Source organism: Kitasatospora sp. NPDC005751, from assembly GCF_040630835.1.
Lineage (GTDB): Bacteria > Actinomycetota > Actinomycetes > Streptomycetales > Streptomycetaceae > Kitasatospora.
Genome location: NZ_JBEXYC010000012.1, coordinates 1 through 20,478 on the forward strand (window position 1 = coordinate 1; position 20,478 = coordinate 20,478).

Genomic DNA, 20,478 nt, shown 5'->3' on the forward strand with positions numbered 1-20,478 from the left:
TCTTCGACTACGAGAACTCCGGGGCGGACGCGCGTGCGGGTTACCGGCCGGTCAGCCGGTGGCGGCCTTCTCCGGCGCGGGGACGACGGCCGCGTCGGATCCGGGGCCGGCGGGCGTCTCCGGGGTGCGCTCGCCGCGGCGCACGGCGCCGAGGCTGGCCGCGACCACGCAGACGACGCCGGCGAGCTGGAGCAGGCTCATGGTCTGGTGCAGCAGCACGAAGCCGATCAGCGTGGCGAAGCCCGGCTCGAAGCTCAGCAGCGTCCCGAACGCAGCCGTGGTGAGCTTGCGCAGCGCCAGCATCTCCAGGACGTACGGCAGGACCGGCAGCAGCACCGCGGCCCCGGCCGCCCCGGCCACGATGCCCGGGGTGAGCACCGGCACGGCCTGCACCAGCCCGAAGGGCGCGGCGCACAGGGCCGCCACCGACAGCGAGATGGCCACCCCGTCGACGCCGGAGAACCGGTCGCCGACGCGCTGGGTGAAGATCACGTAGCCGCCGAGCGCCGCCCCGGACAGGGCCCCGAAGGCGAGCCCCACGAGGTCGACCGAGCCGTTCCACGGCTGGGTCAGCGCCAGCACGCCGCAGACCGCGAGCAGCGGCCAGATCACGTCGATCCGCCGGCGCAGGCCGGCCACGGCGACGGCGAGCGGCCCGAGGAACTCCAGCGCGCTGGAGACCCCGAGCGGGATCCGGGAGATGGCCACGAAGTAGGAGATCGTCATCAGCGCGCTGACCGCGCCGAGCGCGGCGGCGAGCAGGAGGTCCTGCCGGCTGCGCCCGCGCAGCCGGGGCCTGGCCCAGATCAGCATGATCGCGGCCGCGAAGGCGAGCCGCAGCGAGGCGGTGCCGAGCGGCCCGGCCGTCGGGAACATCCAGGTCGACACCGCGGCACCGGACTGGACGCAGATCATCGCGCCGACGGCGAGGGCGGCGGCGCCGTAGGTGCCCGGAAGTGCCTTCCGAGCACGGCCCGTCGTGGTGGTCGCTGGGGGCATGAGGTGGTGGTCCTTCCGCGGGTACTCGGCGCAGGTCTCGGGTCTCGGATCCGACCGTGGGGGGTGGCCCACGGCCGTCCGCCACGGTCACCGTACGCACGTCGCGGGCCTCCTGACAGGCCGTCGCGAGATGTACGGGCCGCGGCGGCCGGAGATCCGGGACACCGGGCGCCCGAGCCGGCGTCACACCGCGGCGGCTTCCACGGTCTCCGCCGAGACGGTGTAGCCCTTGAAGGTCTCGGTGATCGACTCCAGGACGTCCTCGGCGGTGGCGCCGCGGAACCGGAAGCGGCCGCCGACGTGCTCGTAGCCGTGCGCGACCGGCAGGACGTCGCCCACCTTGGCCAGCGACTCGGCGTACGGACCCGGCGTCCGCCCGACCATCGAGGTGATGTGGGTGAAGCGGCACGGCCGGGGCGCGGGCGCCGGCACCACCAGGAAGCCGGCGACGTCCTGGGTGTCCCAGTCGGGGCCCTCCTCCAGCGGCACCCCGAGCTGGAGGTGGAACGCCGCCTTCATCAGGTCGTACCCGTGCACCTCGCGCCAGAGGAACGGCGTCTCCGCGCCGCCGACCCGGGCACCGGTCTCCAGGAAGGAGCAGGTGGCCCCGGTCCCGGTCTCCTCCAGGAACAGCTCCAGGTGGAACGGGGTGGCCCGGTCGGTGAGGGCGCGCATGTACCGCTCGGTGGCCTCGCCGATGATCCGGTGCAGCTCCGGATCGGCCTCCTCGATCGAGCCGTAGAAGGTGCCCTGGGCGAAGTCCAGGCAGGTGTTGACGTAGCGCGAGCCGCGCCACACCAGCAGCCGCTCGCCGTCGAACACGCCGTCGACGTGGCAGATCGGGTGCGGGTTGCGCACCTGCGCCATGAGCTTCCAGCGGCCGAACTCGATCCGGTCGAGGTCCTCCGGGCCGGAGACCACCACGACGCCGGCGCTGCCGCTGCCGTCGCGCGGCTTCACCACGAGGTCCCAGCCGTGCTCGGCGGCGAAGGCGGTGATGTCCTCGGCCGCGGAGACCGCGGCGAAGGCCGGGATCGGCAGGCCGGCGGCGGCGATCCGCTCGCCCATGACGACCTTGTCGCGGAACGCGAGGACCTCGTCGAGCCGCATCCCCGGGAGCCCGAGCTCGGCCCGGACGACGGCGGCGTTCTCCAGGTCCTCCTCCTTCAGCGTGATGAGGCGGTCCGGCGTGCCGTGGCGCTCGGCGAGGGCGAGGACGGCGGCCCGCAGCTGCGCGAGGTCCTGGATGTCGTCCAGGGTCACGACCTCGGCCGCGCCCGCGGGGACGGCCCCGCGCCCGAGCGGGCTGGTGATGTACGTGACGGCACAGCGCGTGTGGTCGAGGTAGGCCGCGTAGTCGGCGTAGGTGTCCTTCCAACGGTTCATCACGATGACGTGTGACATTCCGTGGTCTTCCGACGTTCTCACTTCACCCATCCTGATTCTGTACGGCGGTTCGGCGCGGACGGCTCAGTACGTCAGCACCGAGCCGGTGTGGACCTGGTCGATGGAGCGGTGCCCGATGACCTCGGTGGAACCGGCCGGGACGACCCGGGCCTGGGCACCGGCGTAGCCGTCCGGCTGGTAGAAGACGCCCCAGAGGGTCTGCCAGGGCCGCTCCTCGCCGGTGGCCGGGTCGACCATGGACTCGGTGCGCGGGACGACCCGCTCCTGCACCACGCAGCCCGCGGCCGCGCCCTCGGTGAGGGCCGTGCGCCAGGCGTCCTCGGCCGTCTCCCAGCCGGCGACGACGCCGTGCCCGCCGAAGAGGTTGTTGGGCTTGAGGATCAGGGTGTCGCGGCGGGCCATCAGGTCGTCCAGCCGGCCGGGGACCAGCAGGTCCTCGGCGCGCTGGAGGGACCTCGTCCAGGGCAGCGCGCGGTCGATGACCTGCCGCTCGGCGGCCGTGAAGCCGCTCGCGTAGTGCGGGTCGGAGAGCAGCGCCATGCAGCCCTTCTCGCCGAAGAGGTTGCTCTGCAGGGTGTGCCAGAGCAGCACCGTGCCCGCCTCGTGGGCCCGGAAGACCGGCTCCGCCAGCTCGACGAACGCCGGGTCCTCCAGCAGCTGGTCGGTGTCGAAGGCGCGCCACACCACGTCGATGACGTGGCCGTCCAGCACCAGTCGGCCGTCCTTCACCTGGAGGTCGTCGAGCTCGCCGAGGTGGAGGTCCAGGCCGAGGCCGCGCAGCACGCGGTGCACGTTGTACCAGGTGGCCGCGCCGAAGGTGTCCAGGCCGCCCGGGCCCTCGATGATCGCGACGACCGGCTCGCGGTCGCCCGCGACGGCCTTGGCGGCCTCCTTGATGGTGCGCACCGTCTCGCGGCCGGTGTGCACGTAACCGAGGCCGTGCTCCTTCGCGAAGGCCGCGAAGGCGTCGATCTCCAGCAGGCCGCGCGGCACCTCGCCGGCCCAGTCCCAGCCGCCGAGGTCGCTGCCGATGCCGAACTCCAGCAGCTTGAACGCGTCGCCGTCGTGGTAGACGTCGGCGCGGCCGAAGACCACCGGGGTCTGGTGCGCGTGGCGGCGCATCAGCTCGGCGCGGGCGCCGTGCACGCCGACGGCGTCGAGGAAGCGGTCCAGGTCGCCGTCGAAGAGCCGGTCGGGCAGCGTGGTGAGCATGCCCAGCAGGGCCATCAGGTCGTCGGCGAACGCGCGGATCTCGCGCTCCTCGACGAAGTTGGGCCGCGGCGGGTAGGGGCGCTTCCAGGTCGGGATCGCCGGGTTCGCCGCCAGCGTCCGCATGACGTCGACCAGGCCGTTGCCCGGGATCTTGCAGGCGGCGTTGTACGCCTCGGTCACGCGGTTGGTCATCGTCTGTTCTCCGTCATCACGTTCTCCGTACTCGCTTCCGTACTCGCGTCCCGCACGGCCGCCCACGGGCGCCGGCACCCCCGGTGCCGGCGCCCCTGGCCGCGGCCGCCCCCGTACCGGCCCCCGTGCCGGTCACGGTCCGCTCAGAGGTCGAGCACCAGGTCGGTGACCGGCCGGGTGATGCAGAGCAGCACCTCGTCGTCCTCGGGGTCGACGCCCGGGTCGGTGTTGTAGCTGACGGTGCCGCGCTTGATCCGGACGGCACACGTCCCGCAGACCCCGGCCCAGCAGAGCGACTCGGGCTTCAGCCCGCCGCGCTGCGCGAACATCAGCAGCGCGGTGGAGGACGGCTCCCAGCGCAGCGTCCGGCCCGAGCGCTGGAACTCGATCTGGAGGTCGGCGATCCGGCCCAGGGTCTCCAGCGCGTCGTAGCCGCCGGCGGTGTCCCGGCGCAGCACGGTCGGCGACAGCTCGGTGAAGCCGAGCCCGGTGAACCACTCCCGGGCCTCCCCCGGCTCCACCCGGACCTCCGCCACCGGCTCGCCGCTGAGCATCAGCAGCACGGCGGCGACCAGGAGCCGGCCGAGGCCGATGCCCCGCCGGTCCGGCGCCACCGCCAGGTCGTACAGCTCGGCGCCCTCGTCGGTGCGGTGGACGCCGACGCAGGCGATCACCGTGCCGAGCTGCTCGATCAGGCAGAACTCCTCGATCCGCTCGGCGTGGAACGCCTCCGGCCGGACCGGCAGGGCGGCGCCCGCCGCCCCGGTCAGCTCGCGGACCGCCGCCAGGTGCGCGGGGCCGGCCCGGCGGATCTTCACCTCGTCGATGTCCGGCCCGCCCCGGGCGATCAGGATCCCGACCGGACTGGTGAGAGCAGAGGTCATCGGGCGTCCGGCCCCTCGTGCTCGACCACCAGCCGGTAGCGGTCCATCACGGCGAGCGCCGCGCGCCGCACGGCGGCGTGGTCGGTGCCGCGCAGCCGGAACCGGCCGCCGATGTGCTCGTACCCGCCGCTGCCGTCGAAGACGGTGCCGACGTCGGGGACGACCTCCGCGTACACCTCGTCGACGGTGCCCAGCAGCGAGCTGCGGGACACCACCGTGCTGGGGTACGGCCGCGGTTCGGGAATGCTGACCCAGCCGCCGGCCACCCCGTCGGGCAGCGCCTCGGCGGGCACCGCGGGCGGCAGACCGATGGTGGCCCGGAACGCCTCGGCGAAGAGGTCGATGCCGAACAGGTCGCGGTGCACGAAGGGCACCTCCGCGCCGCCCGGGCGCAGACCGACCTCCAGGAAGACCAGCTCGCCGCCGGGCGTGTCGAAGAGCTCCAGGTGGAAGGGGCCGTCGAGGAGGTCCAGCGCGTCCAGGCAGCCGCCGGTGAACTCGGTGACCCGGTCCAGCCGGGCGCCGGGGTCGAGCAGGACCGACCCGAGCGGCGTGCCGGTCAGGAAGTCCAGGCAGGTGTTGATGTACTCCGACGCGCTGACGAAGTGGAACTTGCCGTCCCGGCGGATCCCGTCCACGTGCAGGATCGCGCCCTCGACGTACTCCTCGCACTCGAAGCCTTCGAGCTCCGCGCCCTGCTCGACCAGCAGCGCGGCCAGCTCGGCCTCGTCGCGGACCAGCACCACACCGCGCGCCGACCAGCCGGCCCGGGGCTTGAGGATCAGCGGCAGCCCGACCTCGGCGGCGATCCCGGCGGCGGTGCTGCCCGCGTCCAGCCGGCAGAACCGCGGCACCCGCAGGCCCGCGCCGCCGACGAGGTCCTTCATCCGGGCCTTGTCGCGGAAGGCCGTCACGAACTCCGGCCGCCAGCCCGGGACTCCGAGCTCCTCCCGCAGCTGCGCGGTGGAGAGCACGTCGTACTCCGAGGGGCCCACGATCGCGTCGAAGCCGCCGTGCAGCTCGGCGAGGCGGCGGGCGATCGGCAGCAGCGTCCCGATCTCCAGGTCGTCGACCACGACGAGGTCGAGGGCGCTCTCCTCGTCCAGGATCGGCAGGCCGCACGGCAGCGTGATGTACGCCAGCCGGCAGCTGCCCGGCTCGACGAACCGGTGGTACTCGCCGAACTCGTCGTCGAACCGGTTGACGACCAGGTACTGGGGGATCTCTCGACTAGACAAAGCGCACCTCGTCCCGGACGGCGTGCCAGCGCGTCGCGGCGTCCTCGTACGACTCGGCCTTGTAGACCACATGGCCGAGGAAGCAGCGGAAGTCCTCGGCCGGCGGGATCGGCTCCCCCGGCCGGACGTAGAGCTTCACCTCCAGGGTGTCCGGGTGGTCGCGCAACTCGTCCAGCCCCTCGATGTGCTGGTACCGCGTCAGCCCGTAGGCGGTGAAGCAGGCGATGCCCACGTACTTGGCGGTCGGCGCCGACTCGGCGCCGACCTCCTCGGCGGTCAGACCGGTGTAGCCGGCGAGCATGATCCGCACCTGGGAGATCCCGGTGACGGCCTCCACCAGGTTCGGGATGCGGTGGCCGGCCAGCCGGGCGCCGAGCTCGATCAGGACCGGCTCCCCCGCCGGCAGCCGCAGCTCGCAGTGGAACGGTCCCCGGGTCACGCCGAGCGCCTCGCAGACGCCGGCGACGTACGCGTCGATGGCCGCCCGGGCCTCCGGGGCCGCCGGGTGCGGCATGATCTGGCCGAGCTCCACGAAGTAGGGCTCCGGGCCGAGCATCTTGGTGGTGACCGCCAGGACGACGGCGCGGCCGTTCTCGACGTACCCCTCGACGCTGACCTCGGGTCCGTCCAGGTACTCCTCCAGCAGCACCGGGCCGTCCAGCACCCGGCCGAGGTCGGTGCGGTGGTCGGCGCGCAGGCTGCGGAAGGCGGCGAGGAGCTGCTCGGGCGAGTCGACGCGGCTGACGTGGATGCTGCCCGCGGACTCGGTGGGCTTGAGGACCGCCGGGTAGCCGACGTGGGCCGCGGCGGCGAGCAGCTCCCGCTCGTCGTTGGCCTCGGCGTGCCGGGGCACCCGCAGCCCGGCCGCCTCGACCAGGCGGCGCATGGTGGCCTTGTTGCGCAGCCCGCGCGCGGTGTCGGCCCGCAGGCCGGGCAGGCCCAGGGCCGGCGCCAGCCGCGCCACGGTGTCCACGTAGAACTCGAAGCCCGGCACGATGCCCGCCAGCGGGCGCTCGGCGTGGAGCGCGGCGGCGGCCTCGGCCAGCGCCTGCTCGTCGTTGGTGTCCACCACGACCAGGCGGTCGACGTGGGTGCGGGCCGCGTCCGGGAGGCGCCGGTCGTCGACGTCCGCCGACGCCACGACGGTCTCGAAACCGAGCGCGTGCGCCTCCGCGAGCAGGGCGACCCCTGACGAACTCGGCTCGACGATCAGGACGCGCCCGCGCGAGGCGGGCAGTTGTTCAGACATCAGTGTTCAACCCTCACGGACGGGTGCGCGACATGATCAGGGGCGGCCGGCACGGGCGCGGCGGGAGGCCGCGCCCGTGCCGTTCTCACTCAGACCCCGGCGGGCTGCTTGCTGCCCACGGTCAGCTCGTAGAGCTCGGCGAAGTAGTCGCCGATGAGCTCCACGAAGGTCGTGAGGTCCTGGTACGCCTGCTTCGGGGTGCCGAACACCTCGACCGCGCGGGCGACCGTACGGAACATCAGCTCGTCGTGGTCGTGCGACTCGTCGAACTCGATGTGGGTCGCGGTGCCCGCGACGAACTCGCGGCCGAAGTCCTCGGCGGCCTTGTTCGTGATGATCGGGTTGTAGCGGTCGGAGTACCACTCGACCAGCCAGTCCCAGACCGTCGTGGGCGCCGGGCCGCGCGAGTCGGCCTCAAGACGCAGGTAACCCATCAGCTTCTTGGTCGACGGGAAGACATCGGTGGCGTCGATGTCCTCCTGGGTGAGGCCGAACTTGAAGAGGTCACGGGTGAACATGCTCTCGTGGCCGAACTCCTCCGCCAGGTACTTGGCGAGGTGGGCGGCGAGGGTGTCGTCCTTCGAACCGACCTTGAAGAGGGCGTAGGTGTCGACCTCGTTGTTCAGCCGGATGCGAAGCACGGTCTCGGTGATGTGACGGATGTAGAAGTCCCGGTCCGTCCACTCGCCGGCGTGCAGCTCGCGCATCTTGGGGACGCGCTGGAACTGCTTCTCGATCAGCTCGGCCGCGAGGTTTTCGAGCTTCTCGCGGTCCAGGGTTTCCGCTGCCACTTGTTTTCCTCCTAGTACCAATGCGCTGCCATGCCAGGGAGACGCCACATACTGCTCCGAATGTGCGGCTCAATGGCGCATTCCCCGTCGATAAGGACGCTAGCAACCGGCGCGGTGGTCGGACAGTGCCAATTCACCATGCTTGGCACCATGGCCCCGCCGGGTGCCAGGACGCGAAAAGGCCGGTGGCCGGCTCGACGGATCGAGCCGGCCACCGGCCGGGAAATTACCGGGGGTCCGGAGAAACCACCCGCGGGAGAAATCGGGCGGCGCCCGGAGAAACCGTGCGCGAATGGCGCGGGGCCGCCGCGGCCCGGCCGGAGATCATCCGGCCGGGGAATGCGGGGAAAGCGGAGGTCAGACGGTGGCGGGGGCCGCCGCGGGCTCGTCCTCCGGCGCCGTCGGGAGCTCCCGCATCGAGCGCAGCGGCGAGACCACCACCGGCAGGACGGCGAAGAGCTCGCCGACCACGCCCACCCACATCGCCGCCCGGACTCCGTACTTCTCGGCCAGCACACCGGCCAGCAGGGCGCCGATCGGCACCACGCCCCAGACCATGAAGCGGATCGTGGCGTTCATCCGGGCCATCAGGTGCTTGGGCGTCACCCGCTGCCGGAAGCTGACCTGGGTGACGTTGTAGATGATGAACGGGATCCAGCCCAGGCCGTGCAGCACGATGCCGAGGGCGAGCCGCCAGTCGTCCTGGTACAGCGGGAGGGCGAGGAACCAGCAGACCGTGCTGGCCACCATGCAGATCCAGATGGCCGGCCCCTGGCCCAGCCGGGCGACCACCCGCTCCGCCAGGACCGCGCCGGCGATGCCGCCCGCCGCCGCGGCGCTGAACACCAGGCCGACCAGCAGCGCCGACAGGTGCAGGGTGTCCGCCAGCAGGACGACCAGCAGCGAGATGCCGATGGTGCCCCACAGGTTGGAGATCGTCGCGGTGGCGGCGATCGGCCGCAGGATCGGGTGGCCGAGCACGAAGCGCAGGCCCTCGCCCATCTCCTTGCGCAGGTTGCTGTCCGGGCGGGGCTCGGCGCGCCGCTCGGGCCGGCGGATCCTGGTCAGGAAGAACGCGGAGCCCAGGAAGCTGACCGAGTTGATCGCGATGGCCAGCGGCGCGCTGAGCACGTTGATGACCGCGCCGGCCAGCCCGGGCCCGCCGACCTCGGCCACCTTGCGGGTCGCTTCGAGCTTGGCGTTCCCCTCGACCAGCTGCTCGTCGGCCACCAGCGACGGCAGCACGCTCTGGTAGGCCACGTCGAAGAAGAGGGTGAGCACCGAGGTGCCGAACGTGACGGCGTAGAGCTGCGTCAGCGTGAGCGCGTCGAAGGCGTGGGCGACCGGAATGGAGCCGAGCAGAATCGCGCGGCCCACATCGCCCACGATCATCACCCGGCGGTGCCGCATTCGGTCGACCCAGGCGCCGGCCGGAAGGCCGAGCAGCAGGAATGCGAGGTACTGGAACATCGTGAGCAGTGTCACCTGGAAAGGCGTGGCGTCCAGCTCTTTGATCGCCAGATACGGCAGGGCCAGCAGCGTGACCGCCGAGCCGATCTGGCTGATGGACTGGCCGGCCCAGAGTTGCCGGAAATCGTGGTGGGAAATCAGGCTCTTTTTGGGCGCCGGGCTCGATTGGGACACCAGAGGAGCATGCTGCGCGGCCGGTCGGTCTGTCAACGCGATACCGCCCGGAACTACGCCTGCTGCAAGAGGGCCGTCCCCAGGTCACTGACCGTGTAATTCACCTCGCGCCGGTACCGGTGGCTGGTGACCAGTCCGGCGTCGCGCAGCACCGCGAGGTGCTGGGAGACCGCCCCCAGGCTGAGCCCGGTACGGGCGGCCAGCTGGGTGGTGGTGGCCGGCGAGGCGGTGCAGGCCAGCAGCTGGGCCCGGCTGCGGCCGAGCAGCCGGGCCAGACCGTCGCCGGCGCTCTCCCGGCGCTCCCAGAGCACCCCGAGCGCCCGGGAGGGGTAGACCGCGCCGGGCGGGGTGGCCCGACGGGCGGTCAGCAGGTGGCAGCGGCCCGCGAAGGCGCTGGGGGTGAGGGTGATGCCCGCGCCGCCGAGGTCGAGCCCGGCGGCCGGGAGGTCCGGCGAGACCAGGCGGTCGCCGACCCAGTGCAGGCTCGGGTGGAGGCCGCCCAGCACCTGCTGGATGCCGTCCTCGGCGAGCTGGCGGGTGCGGTGGGCGATGTCCGCCTCCAGGACGGCGCGGATCCGCGGCCAGTGCGGCTTCACCGCCGCCAGCCACCAGGCGTGCACGGCCTCGGCCAGCTCGGGCAGGGCCCGCTCCGGGTCCTCGGCCAGCAGCCGCTCGAACGGCGGGGTGGGCCGGCCCGGGCAGGCCGGGTCGAGGCCGGCCCGGACCTCCTCCGCGGGGGTGGCCAGCATGATCGCCAGCTCCTCCTCGATCTCGGCCAGCGGGCAGCGCGGCGACGGGGTCAGGAAGGCCGGCCCGTGGTCGCGCCTCGGCAGCAAGGCGGAGAGCGCCGCCGTGCGAACGACCAGCGAGCGGTCCTGCCGCAGCGCCAGCGCCCTTCTGATCCACGGCAGATGGACCACGTGCCGACCCGGGTCGGCGACCGCCCGGAGGCTGGCGACCGTCTCCCAGAGCGGCGAGATCGCGAACCTGATGTTGACGATGTCGTGCACGCCGAACCGCAGTTCACCCATGGCCTCGTCCTCCGCCCGCCCCTGCGAGGTTTTCGCCCAGACTAAAACAATGGCCGTTCCGGCTCCAGGGTGGTGGTGTTGGCCGCCATGACGCCGCCTCGCACCAGTCTCCTCCGCCATACCGACTTCCGTCGGTTCTGGGCGGCCGACTCGGTGAGCCAGGCGGGCACCGCCGTCACGCTCATCGCCCTGCCACTCGTCGCGATCGGCACGCTGAAGGCCACGCCCTTCCAGGCGGGCCTGCTGGTGACCTTCGAGTACCTGGCCTTCCTGCTCATCGGCCTGCCGGCCGGCGCCTGGGTGGACCGGGTGCGCCGGCGCCGGGTGATGGTCGTCGGCGACCTCGGCCGGGCCGCCCTGCTCGCCTCCGTCCCGATCGCCTCCTGGCTGGACTGCCTGACGCTCCTCCAGCTGTACGGGGTGGCCTTCGGGATGTCGGTCTGCACCGCGTTCTTCGACGCGGCGCACGGCAGCTACCTGCCGCACCTCGTGGAGGACGACCAGTTGGTGGAGGCCAACGTCAAGATCGAGGCCAGCCGCAGCACCATCCAGGTCGGCGGGCCGGGCGCGGGCGGGGTGCTGGTCGGCGCGCTGACCGCACCGGTCGCGATCGTGGTCGACGCGGTGAGCTTCGTCCTCTCGGCGCTCTTCGTGGGCCGGATCAAGCGGCCCGAGGAGCGGCCCGAGATCCACCCGGACGCCAGCCTGCGGGCCGAGATCGGCGAGGGGCTGCGGTTCGTCTTCGGCGACCGGCTGCTGCGCTCGATCACGCTGACCGCGGCGATCTCCAACATGTGCGGCACCATCGGTGCCTCGATGCTGCTGGTGCTGCTGGCCGGTGAGCTCCACCTGTCGCCGTTCCTGTGCGGCCTGGTGTTCACCGCGGAGGCCGTCGGCGGCCTGATCGGGAGCCTGGTCACGGTGCGGATCGTGACCAGGTTCGGCCAGGGGCCGGCGATGTGCGCGGCGATGATCACCAGCGCGGTGCTCTGGCTGCTGGCGCTGCCGATGTACCAGGCCGACTGGCGGTTCGCGGTCGCCCTGGCGCTCCAGGCGCTGGGCTGGGTGGTCTTCATGACCTTCAAGATCACCGGGGTGGCGTTCCGCCAGCAGCTCTGCCCGAAGCCGCTGCTGGGCCGGATGACCGCGACGGTGCGCTTCCTGGTCTGGGGGGCGATGCCGCTGGGCGCGCTGATCGGCGGGGTGCTGGGCCAGAGCATCGGCGTCCGCCAGGCGATGTGGGTCGGCGTGATCGGCGAGCTCTTCGCCGTCCTGCCGGTCCTCCTCTCGCCGCTGCGGCGGATGCGCGAACTGCCGGTCGCACCCGCGCCGGCGGGCGGGGCGCCGCTGGCGCTGGCCCCGTGACGCCGGCCCGCCGGCATCAGGCCGCCGCCTGCGTCCGCCGGCTCCCCCGGCCGGTCAGCTGGACCTCCCGCCAGGCCTCCGCGAGGCGCTCGCAGCCCGCGACCAGCGTCCGCTCGTCGGCGACGAAGGGGATCCGGATATGGCTCTCCAGCGTGCCGTCCACGCCGAACCGGCCGCCGGAGAGGATCTCCAGCCCGCGCCGGCCCGCCGCCTGCGCCAGCGGCGAGCCCAGCCTGGCACCGAGGTCCACCCAGAGCGAGAGCCCGCCGTGCGGCAGCGTGAACCGCCAGTCGGGGAAGTCCCGCGCCAGCAGGTCGACCAGCACCCGGCGGCGCTCCAGCAGCAGCTCCCGCCGCTCCCGCAGCAGGCCGGCGCCGGCCTCCAGCACCCGCAGCGCGATGAGCTGGGTGAGCAGCGAGTTGCCGGTGTCGACGAGGTTGCGCAGCCCGATCAGCCGGGCGATCACCGACTTGGAGGCGCGGATCCAGCCGACCCGCAGGCCGGCCCAGCAGGTCTTGCTCATGGTGCCGATGGTGATGACGTGATCGGGCGTCGACCAGGCGGCCATCGGCGGCGGAAGCTCGCCGCCGTCGAGCGCGAGTTCGCGCAGCGCCTCGTCCACCACCAGGTACGTCCCGGAGCCGCGCGAGGCGTCGACGATCGCGGACCGCGCGGAGTCCGGCATCACCAGGCCGGTCGGGTTGTGGAAGTCCGGCATCAGGTAGGCCAGCCGCGGCGCCTCCTGGCGCAGCGCGGACTTCCAGACGTCGGTGTTCCAGCCGTCGGCGCCGAGACCCACGGTCAGCAGCCGGCGGCCCAGCGCCCTGGTCAGGTCGAGCACGTTGGGGTACGTCGGGCTGTCGGTCATCACCGCCTCGCCCGGGCGCGACAGCAGGCGGATGAGCAGGCCGAGCGCGTGGTCGGCGCCGGCCGTCACCAGGATCTGGCCGGGGTCGGTCGGCGCACCCCGGCGGGTGAAGTCCTCGGCGATCGTCCGGCGCAGGTCGGCCACCCCCGCCACGTCGTAGCCGAGCAGGTGGGAGTAGCGGCCGAGGTCACCGGCGGCCAGCCGGGTCGCGGTGCCGAGGACGGCCTCCGGCGCGGGCAGCGAGGCCACCGCCAGGTCGATCGACCCGGCGCTGCGGGCCGCCAGCGAGTACGGGGCCCGCGTCCGCCGGCCGGGCTCCGGCAGCCGGACGAACGAGCCCGCCCCGCGGTCGCTCGCCAGGAAGCCCCGCTCACGCAGGATCCGGTACGCGGCGGTGACGGTGTTGCGGCTGAGCCCGCACTGGACGGCGAAGGTCCGCTCGGCCGGGAGCCGGGCGCCGGCCGGCAGCCGGCCGTCGGAGATCAGCACCTGGAAGGCCTCCGCGAGGTCCGCGTAGGCCGGGCCGGCCGCTCTCCACTCGCCGAGCATCCGCACGACCTGGGAGGCCGTCAGCGCGTAGCTCAACGCGCCGACGGACCGGCGGAGGCGAGGTCCGCTTCGGTCCCGCTGAAGGGGGAGTTCAGCCGGACGCCCACCGAGCAGGGCACCGGACCGGTCCGGGCGGCGGTGGCGTTGGTCAGCATCTCGCCCAGCTGCCGGGCGTTCTCCTCGGTGAGGATGAACTCGATGCGGTCGCACCGCTCGGAGTTCCGGCCGTGCCGGCCGACCAGGACGTGGAGGGAGACGTTGCCCTCCGCGTCGAGCGTGGCCGTGACCGTCCCGTCGACCACTCCGGGGATCACGTCGCTGAACTGGCCCGAATCAATCTGAGGTGTCGTCATCATTGGCTTCCTCTCATCGGTGTGGCGGCACGCGCCGGGGCGCGTCGGGGCGGTCGTCGGCTCAGGCCGGACCGGACTGCGGGAAGTCGGAGGAGTGCTCCGGGGCCAGCTGGGCGCCGGGGCGCAGCGCCACGGCCGCGTGGTTCACGGCGGTGGCGGCCTCGCCGAACCCGACCGAGATCAGCGGGACCCGGCCCTCGTAGGTGCAGCCGTCACCGACCGCGTAGACCTGCGGCAGGCTGGTCCGCATCGCCGGGTCGACCAGGATCTGGCGGTTCTCCAGCTTCAGGCCCCAGTCGGCGATCGGGCCCAGCTGGGAGGAGAAGCCGAGCGCGGCGACCAGCGCCTGGGCGGGCAGCTCCAGTTCGCCCTCGGCCCCCCGGACGGTGACGCCCTCCAGCCGGTCCGCGCCGTGGCAGGCGGTGACCTGGGCGTCGGTGACGACCCGGACCGGGGCGGCGTACAGCTGCTTCACGCTGTGCTCGTGGGCCCGGAAGCTGCCGCGCCGGTGGACGACGGTGACCGACCGGGCGATCGGGGCCAGTGCCAGCGCCCAGTCCACCGCGCTGTCGCCGCCGCCGACGATCACCACGTCCCGGTCGCGGTGCTCCTCCAGCCGGGGCACGTGGTAGGCGACGCCCCGGCCCTCGAAGGGCAGCGAGCACGGCAGGGTGCGGGGCACCACGCGGCCGATGCCGGCCGAGATCACCACCGCCCCGGCGAGGACCCGGCTGCCCGCGTCGGTGGTGATCTCCCACCCGGCGCCGTTCGGCGTGAGGGTGGTGGCGGTCTGCCCGAGCAGGTAGCGGGGGTCGAAGGTCGCCGCCTGCTCCAGCAGGTTGTCGACCAACTCCCGCCCCTTGACCGCGACATGGCCGGCCACGTCGTACAGCCGCTTCTCGGGGTACAGCGCGGCGACCTGGCCGCCCGGCTGCTCCAGCGCGTCGATGACCGCGCTGGTCAGGCCGCGGAAGCCGGCGTAGTAGGCGCCGTACAGGCCCGCGGGGCCGGCTCCGACGATGGCGATGTCGACAGTGGACTCGGTGGCTGGCGCCACGGCCGTCTCCTTTGGTGTTCGGAAGCAGGGATGGTCGCGGTCCGGCCGGCCAGGGCGCCGGCCCGGGATCCGGGGCCGGCGGTGCCGGCGCGCTGCGAGCGCCGGGCACGGGAGAAGGCGGGACGGACGCGCGGAGAGCCACCACGCCGGTGGCTCTCGTCGCACTCACGGCAGCAGCGCGTCGATCCTCGCAACGCCCCTGATCGAGCGTCAAGAAGCCTTGGGTCGGCCATCGTCCGGGACGTCGGCGCGCTGGGCGAGCTCCTCGGCGAAGCGGCTCCACTCGCGCGCGAAGCTGCTCGCCAGGTCGGCCACGGCGGCGGCGCAGTGCGGCGGCACGGCGGCGATCAGCTCCTGACCGGTCCGCGCGTCGAAGTCGTGGGTGCCCAGCCAGCGCAGCAGCAGCCGGCCGGATTCGGTGAACCGCAGCGACGGGTCCTTGGCGAGCCGCTCCAGGATGCCCGACCGGTCGGCCGGCTCCGGGGTCCGGGACCGCTGGGCGGTCCGGGCCGGGAAGGCGCGGCGGTCCTGCCGCGGGACCCGGCCGGCCAGCCGGAGCGGGTCCTCGCCCTGCCGCAGCAGCCGGCGCACCTCGTGCGCGGTGCTGGACGAGATGCCGACGGCCTGCGAGATCTCCCGCAGGGTCGCCTCGGGCCGCTCGGTCAGCAGCGCGACCGCGGCCCGGCGCCCCTCGACCGGATCCACCGGACGGATCCGCCCGTCCTGGCCGACCCGGGCGCTCGACTGAGGATTTTCCTCGCTCGACCGGCGCCGGATCGCCCCCACGGTCTTCGGCGACAGCCCGGTGGTGCGGGCGATCGCCCGGTCCGACCAGCCCGGGTGGGAGGCGAGGATCCGGGTGGCCGCCGCCCGGCGGTCCCCCAGGGTCAGCGGGAGGCCGTGCGCCACGTTGGCCTCCACCGAGCGGATGAAGATCTCCTCCTCCGGCCCGTCCAGGTACCGCACCCTGATCTGGCGCTCGCCGCGCATGGCGGCGGCGCGCAACCGGTGCATGCCGTCGACCACCCGCCGGGTGGCCCGGTGCACCAGGATCGGGTCGAAGGCCGTCCCACTCTGGGCAAGCGTCTCGACATGTCCGCTGTCCTCGCCCGCGAGCCGCGGCGAGTCGGCCGGCCTCAACTCCGCGATCGGCACGCTGTTGACCTCGGACGTGACAGCCCCCGTCACTGCCACCACCCCCTTCTCCGCTACAGCCTCATAAGACAGCACCCTTCGATCGCTTGCCAAGTTTGTCAATCTCTTTGGCAGATGCTTGTCAAATAACCCCAGGTGGGCTACGTTGCCGCTGCGGAGTGATCGGGGGGAAGCCGGCCCGTACCGCCGCCAGGATTCACTGCTGAACAACCCTAGGGAAAGCACGATGAACACACTCCGCCGCACGCTCGCGCTCACCGGACTGGCGGTGGTCCTCGCATTCGGCGCCGCCCAGAGCATCCATGCCCTGACGGCCCACTCGGGCTCCGCCACCACGGCCGGGAAGGACATCACGATCGTCGTACCGGACGGCAAGGAGGGCGACATCGAGTGGCCGTGAGCCGCTCCGACCAGCCCTGATTCCACTGCGCGCGGGCCCCGGTTGACAGAATTGCCGGGGCCCCGGTGCGGGCTTGACAAATGACGGTGGCGCTGTGGCAGTGTCGTCGCCATGCTCCAGACGTCCCTCCAAACCCTGCCACAGCCCTACTTCGGCATCCGGCTACGGACGATCCGGCAGAACCGAGGCATCTCGCAGGCCCAGCTGACAGGGCCCGGCATGTCCGCCGCCTACCTCTCCCGTCTGGAGTCGGGCAGCCGCCCGCCGACCGACCGCGCGGTGGCCTACCTCTGCGACAAGCTGGACCTGCCGCTCTCGTCGTTCCAGGCCGAACCGACCGACCGCACCGCCGAGACGCTCGCCATGGTGGTCTCCGGGAGCGACGCCGAGGACGCCACCCGGATGCTGCTGGACACCGTGCAGCAGGGCGTCCCGACCCACCCCGCGCTGCGCTGGCAGTCCCTCTGGATGCTGGCCGAGAACCAGCGCAAGAGCGGCGCCCGCCAGGACCAGCAGCGCACCCTGCAGTCGCTCACCGAGCTGAGCGACCAGATCGAACACCCGCATCTGCAGGTCAGAGCCAGGGTCCAGCTCGCCCGATGTCAGAGGACCACCGGCGACGTCCCCGCCGCCCACCGGATGGCCACCGAGGCCTACGCACTCGCCACCGAGCACCAGCTCTCCCGCAGCGACCTGACCCGCACCCTGCTCGTCCTGATCTCCGTCGAGGCCGAGACCGGCCGGCTGGTCGAGGCCCTCGACCACACCGACCAGGTGCTCCGGCTCGTCGACGAACTCCCGGTCACCCTGCGCGCCGAGACGTTCTGGACGGCCGGCAGCATCCGGATCCGCCAGGGCCGGCACGCCGAGGCCGCCGCCCTGCTGGAACAGGCCATGGACCTGCTGGGCGCCGGCAACGAGGAACTCGTGCTCTGGATGCGGCTGAGACTCGCCGCCGCCTCGCTCTACCTGCGGATGGACCCGCGCCGCACCGACCAGGCCGAACGCCGGCTCCGCGAGGCCGCCCCGGCCGTCGAGCTGCTGAACCTGCCGGTCCACCAGCAGGAGTTCCTCACCCTCCGGGCCCACCTGGCCTTCCACCAGGACGACCACCCGGCCGCCCGGGAGCTCTGCGAACGGCTCGGCGACCACCCCGAGCACCTGTCCTTTCGGGACCGCGTCCGGCACCTCATGCTGCGCAACCAGCTGCGCATCCTGAACGGTGAGCGCGACGCCGCCATCCGGGAACTCGAACAACTCGCCCAACAGGCCCAGGAAGCGGCCAACATCGACCTCGCCTCCGAGGTCTGGCGCTCCCTCGCCGTCACGCTGGCCCAGGCCGAACGCCCCGCCTGAGCCGACCGGTCCGCCTTCCGGTCACCGTCGGTCACGATCCGACCCACCGGTGGAGTACGGACCCCGCTCGAACGTCGCGACGCGATGTGCCGGCGGCCGGAGAACCCGGCTCAGCACTCGCGCACCGCGCCCCCTCGGTGGCCCCCGTGCCGACCCCGCCGGCCGCCACCCGCGCAGCACCCCGCCTCCTCCGCCGTCGCCGTTCCTCGCCGCCGGCCGTCTCGTGCTGCCCCCGCACCGCCCTCACGCTGCCCTCGCGTACTGCCCCGTCGCACGGCTTCGCGGTGCCCTTTCGTGCGCTCCCGCGCTCCCTGTGACTCCCCCGCCGCGGCGCCGCGCTCCGCCGCACGCCGGGGCGGGCGGACGGCCGGGCGCCTTTCCCCATCGCCACGGATTCCGTCCTGAATTTGGCGATGATCACACCTAATGCCCATATCCGGAAGATCTCCGGCCACTTAGCACCGTTCCGCGAACCCACGAAGACCGGCATAGCCGACATGTCCCGACGGGGACATGAGAATTGCCCCGGAATCCCTTCCGAATCCTTGACAGCCGGCCCCGTCCACGCCGCGACAGCCCTGCGGGCCACCGGGGCGGATGCCCCGGTGGCCCGTCCGGTTCGGCGGGTCAGAGCACCGCCGCCGCGGGCCGTTCGGCGGAGCTCGCGGCCCCGGCGGGCTTCAGGACGACGGCCGTGACCACCAGGGCCAGCGCCAGCAGCCCGGCCGCGACCGCGAAGGCCAGGCGGAACCCGCCGGTCAGCGCCTCGGCCGCGGGGTGTCCGACACCGCTCAGGGTTCCGGTCCGGGCGGCGGCGAGGGTGGTGAGGACGGCGACGCCGAGGGCCGCGCCGACCTGCTGGGTGGTGTTGAAGAGGCCGGAGGCGGTGCCCGCGTCCGCCGCGCCGGCGCCCGACATGCCCAGCGCGGTCAGACCGGAGAGCACCAGCCCGCCACCGCCGATCAGCAGCATGGTCGGCAGCAGGTGGACGACGTAGTCGGCGTCCACCGGCAGCCGGACGAGCAGCCCGAGCGCGGCGACCAGCAGGGCCAGTCCGGCCATCAGGACGTTGCGCTCGCCGAAGCGGGCGTTCAGCCGGGCGGAGAGGAAGAGCGACACGGCTCCGATGGACACCGCTGCCGGGAGCATGGCCAGACCGGTCGCGGCCGCGCCGTAGCCGAGCACGTTCTGCAGGTAGAGCGCGAGCAGGATCTGGAAGCCGAACATCCCGGAGATCGCGAGGACCTGCACCACGTTCGCCCCGGCGACGGTCCGGGAGCGGAGCATCCGCAGCGGCAGCAGCGGCTGGGCGGCGCGGGCCTGGCGCAGCAGGAAGCCGGCCAGCAGCAGGGCGGCGAGCGCGCCCAGGCCGAGGGTGCGGGCGGAGGCCCAACCGTGCTCGCCGGTACCGACGATGGTGTAGATGCCGAGCATCAGGGCGGCGGTGATCAGCACGGCGCCGAGGGTGTCGGCGCCGGCCCGCAGGCCCGGGCCGCGGTCGGTGTCGAGCACCCGCACCGCGAGCAGCACGGCGGCGAGGCCGAGCGGCAGGTTGATCAGGAAGATCCAGTGCCAGTTCAGGGCCTGGGTGAGGACGCCGCCGAGGACCTGGCCGATCGAGGCGCCGGCCGCGCCGACGAAGCTGAAGGCGCCGATCGCCCGGCCGCGCTCGCCCGGCTCGGGGAAGAGCGTGACGATCATGCCGAGGCTGACCGCGGAGGCCATCGCCCCGCCGACGCCCTGGAGGAAGCGGGCCGCGATCAGCATGCCCTGGCCGGTGGCCACCGCGCAGAGCACCGACGCGGCGGTGAAGAGGGCGAGCCCGGCGACGAAGACCCGCTTGCGGCCGATCAGGTCGCCGAGCCGGCCGGCCAGCAGCAGCAGTCCGGCGAAGGCGATCAGGTAGGCGTTGACCGTCCAGGTCAGGTCGGCCGACGAGAAGCCGAGGTCCGCCTGGATGGCCGGCAGCGCCACCGTGACGATGGAGCCGTCCAGGATGATCATCAGCATCCCCGCGCAGAGCACCGCCAGGGCGAGCGCACGGGAACGGGCCGAGGAGGCCCGGGTCGGGGCGGGCGCGTCCGGGGCGGATGCGCTCCGGGCCGGTGCGCCCGGGGCGGGCGTGCTGGGGGCGTGCGTGGTCATGGCGGGTCTCCCGGTTCGTCGAGTACCGGGTATGACGCTAGCAGATTGTTTTGTTCGGGACTATCTTTCTCGGGAAGGTCTCTTTCGAGATACTCAGCTCCGGGAGCGACGGGCCCGGCGGACCGTCCGGTCGCTCTCCACCGGCTCCGCCAGATGCCCGCCCACCAGCTGGGTCAGCGCCGAGACGAAGACCGTCCGCTCGGGCTCGGGCAGCGACTCCAGCACCTCGCGGTGCACCCGGTCGGCGATCGCGGTGCCCTCTTCGACGGCGCGCTCGCCCGCCTCGGTGACCGAGATGATCCGGGCCCGGCGGTCGGTGGCGGACGGGCGGCGCTCCGCCAGGCCCGCCTTCTCCAGCTCGTCCACGGTGACGACCATGGTGGTCTTGTCCAGGTCCGACAGCTCGGCCAGCTGGATCTGGGTGCGCTCGGTCTCCAGCGCGTGGAACAGCACGCAGTAGGCCCGCGGGGTGATCCCGAGCTCGGTGAAGGCGGCCGCCATCCGGGTCGCCAGGACATGGCTGGCGTGGTTCAGCAGGCCGGAGAGGTCTCGGATCCGGCGCACCGGCGGGCTCGTCGTCATA

General features: G+C 73.0%; 18 protein-coding genes. 3 read left to right on the plus strand and 15 right to left on the minus strand.

Translation table 11 applies throughout. The annotated features are described in order from the left end of the window. Nucleotides 1-51: 51 nt before the first annotated feature. The 9 genes from ABZ497_RS14295 to ABZ497_RS14335 all read right to left on the minus strand — a co-directional run bounded on the left by ABZ497_RS14295 (nucleotide 52) and on the right by ABZ497_RS14335 (nucleotide 10,647). Nucleotides 52-999, minus strand: coding sequence for an EamA family transporter (locus ABZ497_RS14295; RefSeq protein WP_359805092.1), 948 nt, complete (start codon nucleotides 997-999; stop codon nucleotides 52-54). A 183-nt stretch (nucleotides 1,000-1,182) separates the two neighbouring features. Further along, nucleotides 1,183-2,403 carry a biotin carboxylase gene (locus ABZ497_RS14300; RefSeq protein WP_359805094.1) on the minus strand — a complete coding sequence of 407 codons (1,221 nt, stop codon included), beginning with the start codon at nucleotides 2,401-2,403 and terminating at the stop codon, nucleotides 1,183-1,185. Nucleotides 2,404-2,469: 66 nt separating this feature from the next. Beyond that, complete coding sequence (locus tag ABZ497_RS14305; protein WP_359805096.1) at nucleotides 2,470-3,810, minus strand: hypothetical protein; 1,341 nt, start codon at nucleotides 3,808-3,810, stop codon at nucleotides 2,470-2,472. 143 nt (nucleotides 3,811-3,953) lie between these two features. Next, entirely contained in the window at nucleotides 3,954-4,694 is a 741-nt protein-coding gene (locus tag ABZ497_RS14310; RefSeq protein ID WP_359805098.1) for a GNAT family N-acetyltransferase, read from the minus strand. Next, a complete protein-coding gene (locus tag ABZ497_RS14315) occupies nucleotides 4,691-5,932 on the minus strand; it encodes an ATP-grasp domain-containing protein (RefSeq protein WP_359805099.1) in 1,242 nt (413 codons plus the stop codon). The genes ABZ497_RS14310 and ABZ497_RS14315 overlap by 4 nt, the downstream gene beginning before the upstream one ends. Beyond that, nucleotides 5,925-7,181 carry an ATP-grasp domain-containing protein gene (locus tag ABZ497_RS14320; RefSeq protein ID WP_359805101.1) on the minus strand — a complete coding sequence of 419 codons (1,257 nt, stop codon included), beginning with the start codon at nucleotides 7,179-7,181 and terminating at the stop codon, nucleotides 5,925-5,927. The genes ABZ497_RS14315 and ABZ497_RS14320 overlap by 8 nt, the downstream gene beginning before the upstream one ends. A gap of 89 nt (nucleotides 7,182-7,270) precedes the next feature. Further along, nucleotides 7,271-7,972 (minus strand): hypothetical protein, encoded by a 702-nt coding sequence (locus ABZ497_RS14325; protein ID WP_352286218.1) that lies wholly within the window; start codon nucleotides 7,970-7,972, stop codon nucleotides 7,271-7,273. 357 nt (nucleotides 7,973-8,329) lie between these two features. Beyond that, a complete protein-coding gene (locus ABZ497_RS14330) occupies nucleotides 8,330-9,616 on the minus strand; it encodes an MFS transporter (RefSeq protein ID WP_352286217.1) in 1,287 nt (428 codons plus the stop codon). Between the two features lie 53 nt (nucleotides 9,617-9,669). Next, nucleotides 9,670-10,647: an ArsR family transcriptional regulator gene (locus ABZ497_RS14335; protein ID WP_352286215.1), complete on the minus strand. Its 978-nt coding sequence runs from the start codon at nucleotides 10,645-10,647 to the stop codon at nucleotides 9,670-9,672. Nucleotides 10,648-10,734: 87 nt separating this feature from the next. Between ABZ497_RS14335 and ABZ497_RS14340 the strand changes: the two genes are divergently transcribed. After that, complete coding sequence (locus ABZ497_RS14340; protein ID WP_359805103.1) at nucleotides 10,735-12,012, plus strand: MFS transporter; 1,278 nt, start codon at nucleotides 10,735-10,737, stop codon at nucleotides 12,010-12,012. Nucleotides 12,013-12,028: 16 nt separating this feature from the next. On the opposite strand, the gene ABZ497_RS14345 is transcribed toward ABZ497_RS14340, so the two are convergent. From ABZ497_RS14345 to ABZ497_RS14360, 4 genes are all read right to left on the minus strand, one after another. After that, nucleotides 12,029-13,465, minus strand: a complete 1,437-nt coding sequence (locus ABZ497_RS14345) for a PLP-dependent aminotransferase family protein (protein WP_359805105.1) — start codon at nucleotides 13,463-13,465, stop codon at nucleotides 12,029-12,031. Next, nucleotides 13,462-13,782, minus strand: a complete 321-nt coding sequence (locus tag ABZ497_RS14350) for a hypothetical protein (RefSeq protein ID WP_329488280.1) — start codon at nucleotides 13,780-13,782, stop codon at nucleotides 13,462-13,464. Before ABZ497_RS14350 ends, ABZ497_RS14345 begins: the two co-directional genes overlap by 4 nt. 61 nt (nucleotides 13,783-13,843) lie before the next feature. Then, complete coding sequence (locus ABZ497_RS14355; protein ID WP_329488281.1) at nucleotides 13,844-14,839, minus strand: NAD(P)/FAD-dependent oxidoreductase; 996 nt, start codon at nucleotides 14,837-14,839, stop codon at nucleotides 13,844-13,846. Nucleotides 14,840-15,049: 210 nt separating this feature from the next. Continuing rightward, the gene (locus ABZ497_RS14360) at nucleotides 15,050-16,027 is read right to left on the minus strand and encodes a ParB N-terminal domain-containing protein (RefSeq protein ID WP_359805107.1); all 978 of its coding nucleotides are present in this window, start codon (nucleotides 16,025-16,027) and stop codon (nucleotides 15,050-15,052) included. A gap of 193 nt (nucleotides 16,028-16,220) precedes the next feature. On the opposite strand from ABZ497_RS14360, the gene ABZ497_RS14365 reads away from it, so the two are divergent. Together ABZ497_RS14365 and ABZ497_RS14370 are read left to right on the plus strand one after the other, a co-directional pair. Then, nucleotides 16,221-16,394, plus strand: coding sequence for a hypothetical protein (locus tag ABZ497_RS14365; RefSeq protein WP_329488283.1), 174 nt, complete (start codon nucleotides 16,221-16,223; stop codon nucleotides 16,392-16,394). 111 nt (nucleotides 16,395-16,505) lie between these two features. Beyond that, nucleotides 16,506-17,750, plus strand: coding sequence for a helix-turn-helix domain-containing protein (locus ABZ497_RS14370; RefSeq protein WP_352286205.1), 1,245 nt, complete (start codon nucleotides 16,506-16,508; stop codon nucleotides 17,748-17,750). Between the two features lie 627 nt (nucleotides 17,751-18,377). Here ABZ497_RS14370 and ABZ497_RS14375 read toward each other — a convergent pair. Together ABZ497_RS14375 and ABZ497_RS14380 are read right to left on the minus strand one after the other, a co-directional pair. After that, nucleotides 18,378-19,895 carry a DHA2 family efflux MFS transporter permease subunit gene (locus tag ABZ497_RS14375; RefSeq protein WP_359805109.1) on the minus strand — a complete coding sequence of 506 codons (1,518 nt, stop codon included), beginning with the start codon at nucleotides 19,893-19,895 and terminating at the stop codon, nucleotides 18,378-18,380. A gap of 93 nt (nucleotides 19,896-19,988) precedes the next feature. Further along, nucleotides 19,989-20,477 carry a MarR family transcriptional regulator gene (locus tag ABZ497_RS14380; RefSeq protein WP_359805111.1) on the minus strand — a complete coding sequence of 163 codons (489 nt, stop codon included), beginning with the start codon at nucleotides 20,475-20,477 and terminating at the stop codon, nucleotides 19,989-19,991. Nucleotide 20,478 lies beyond the last annotated feature (1 nt).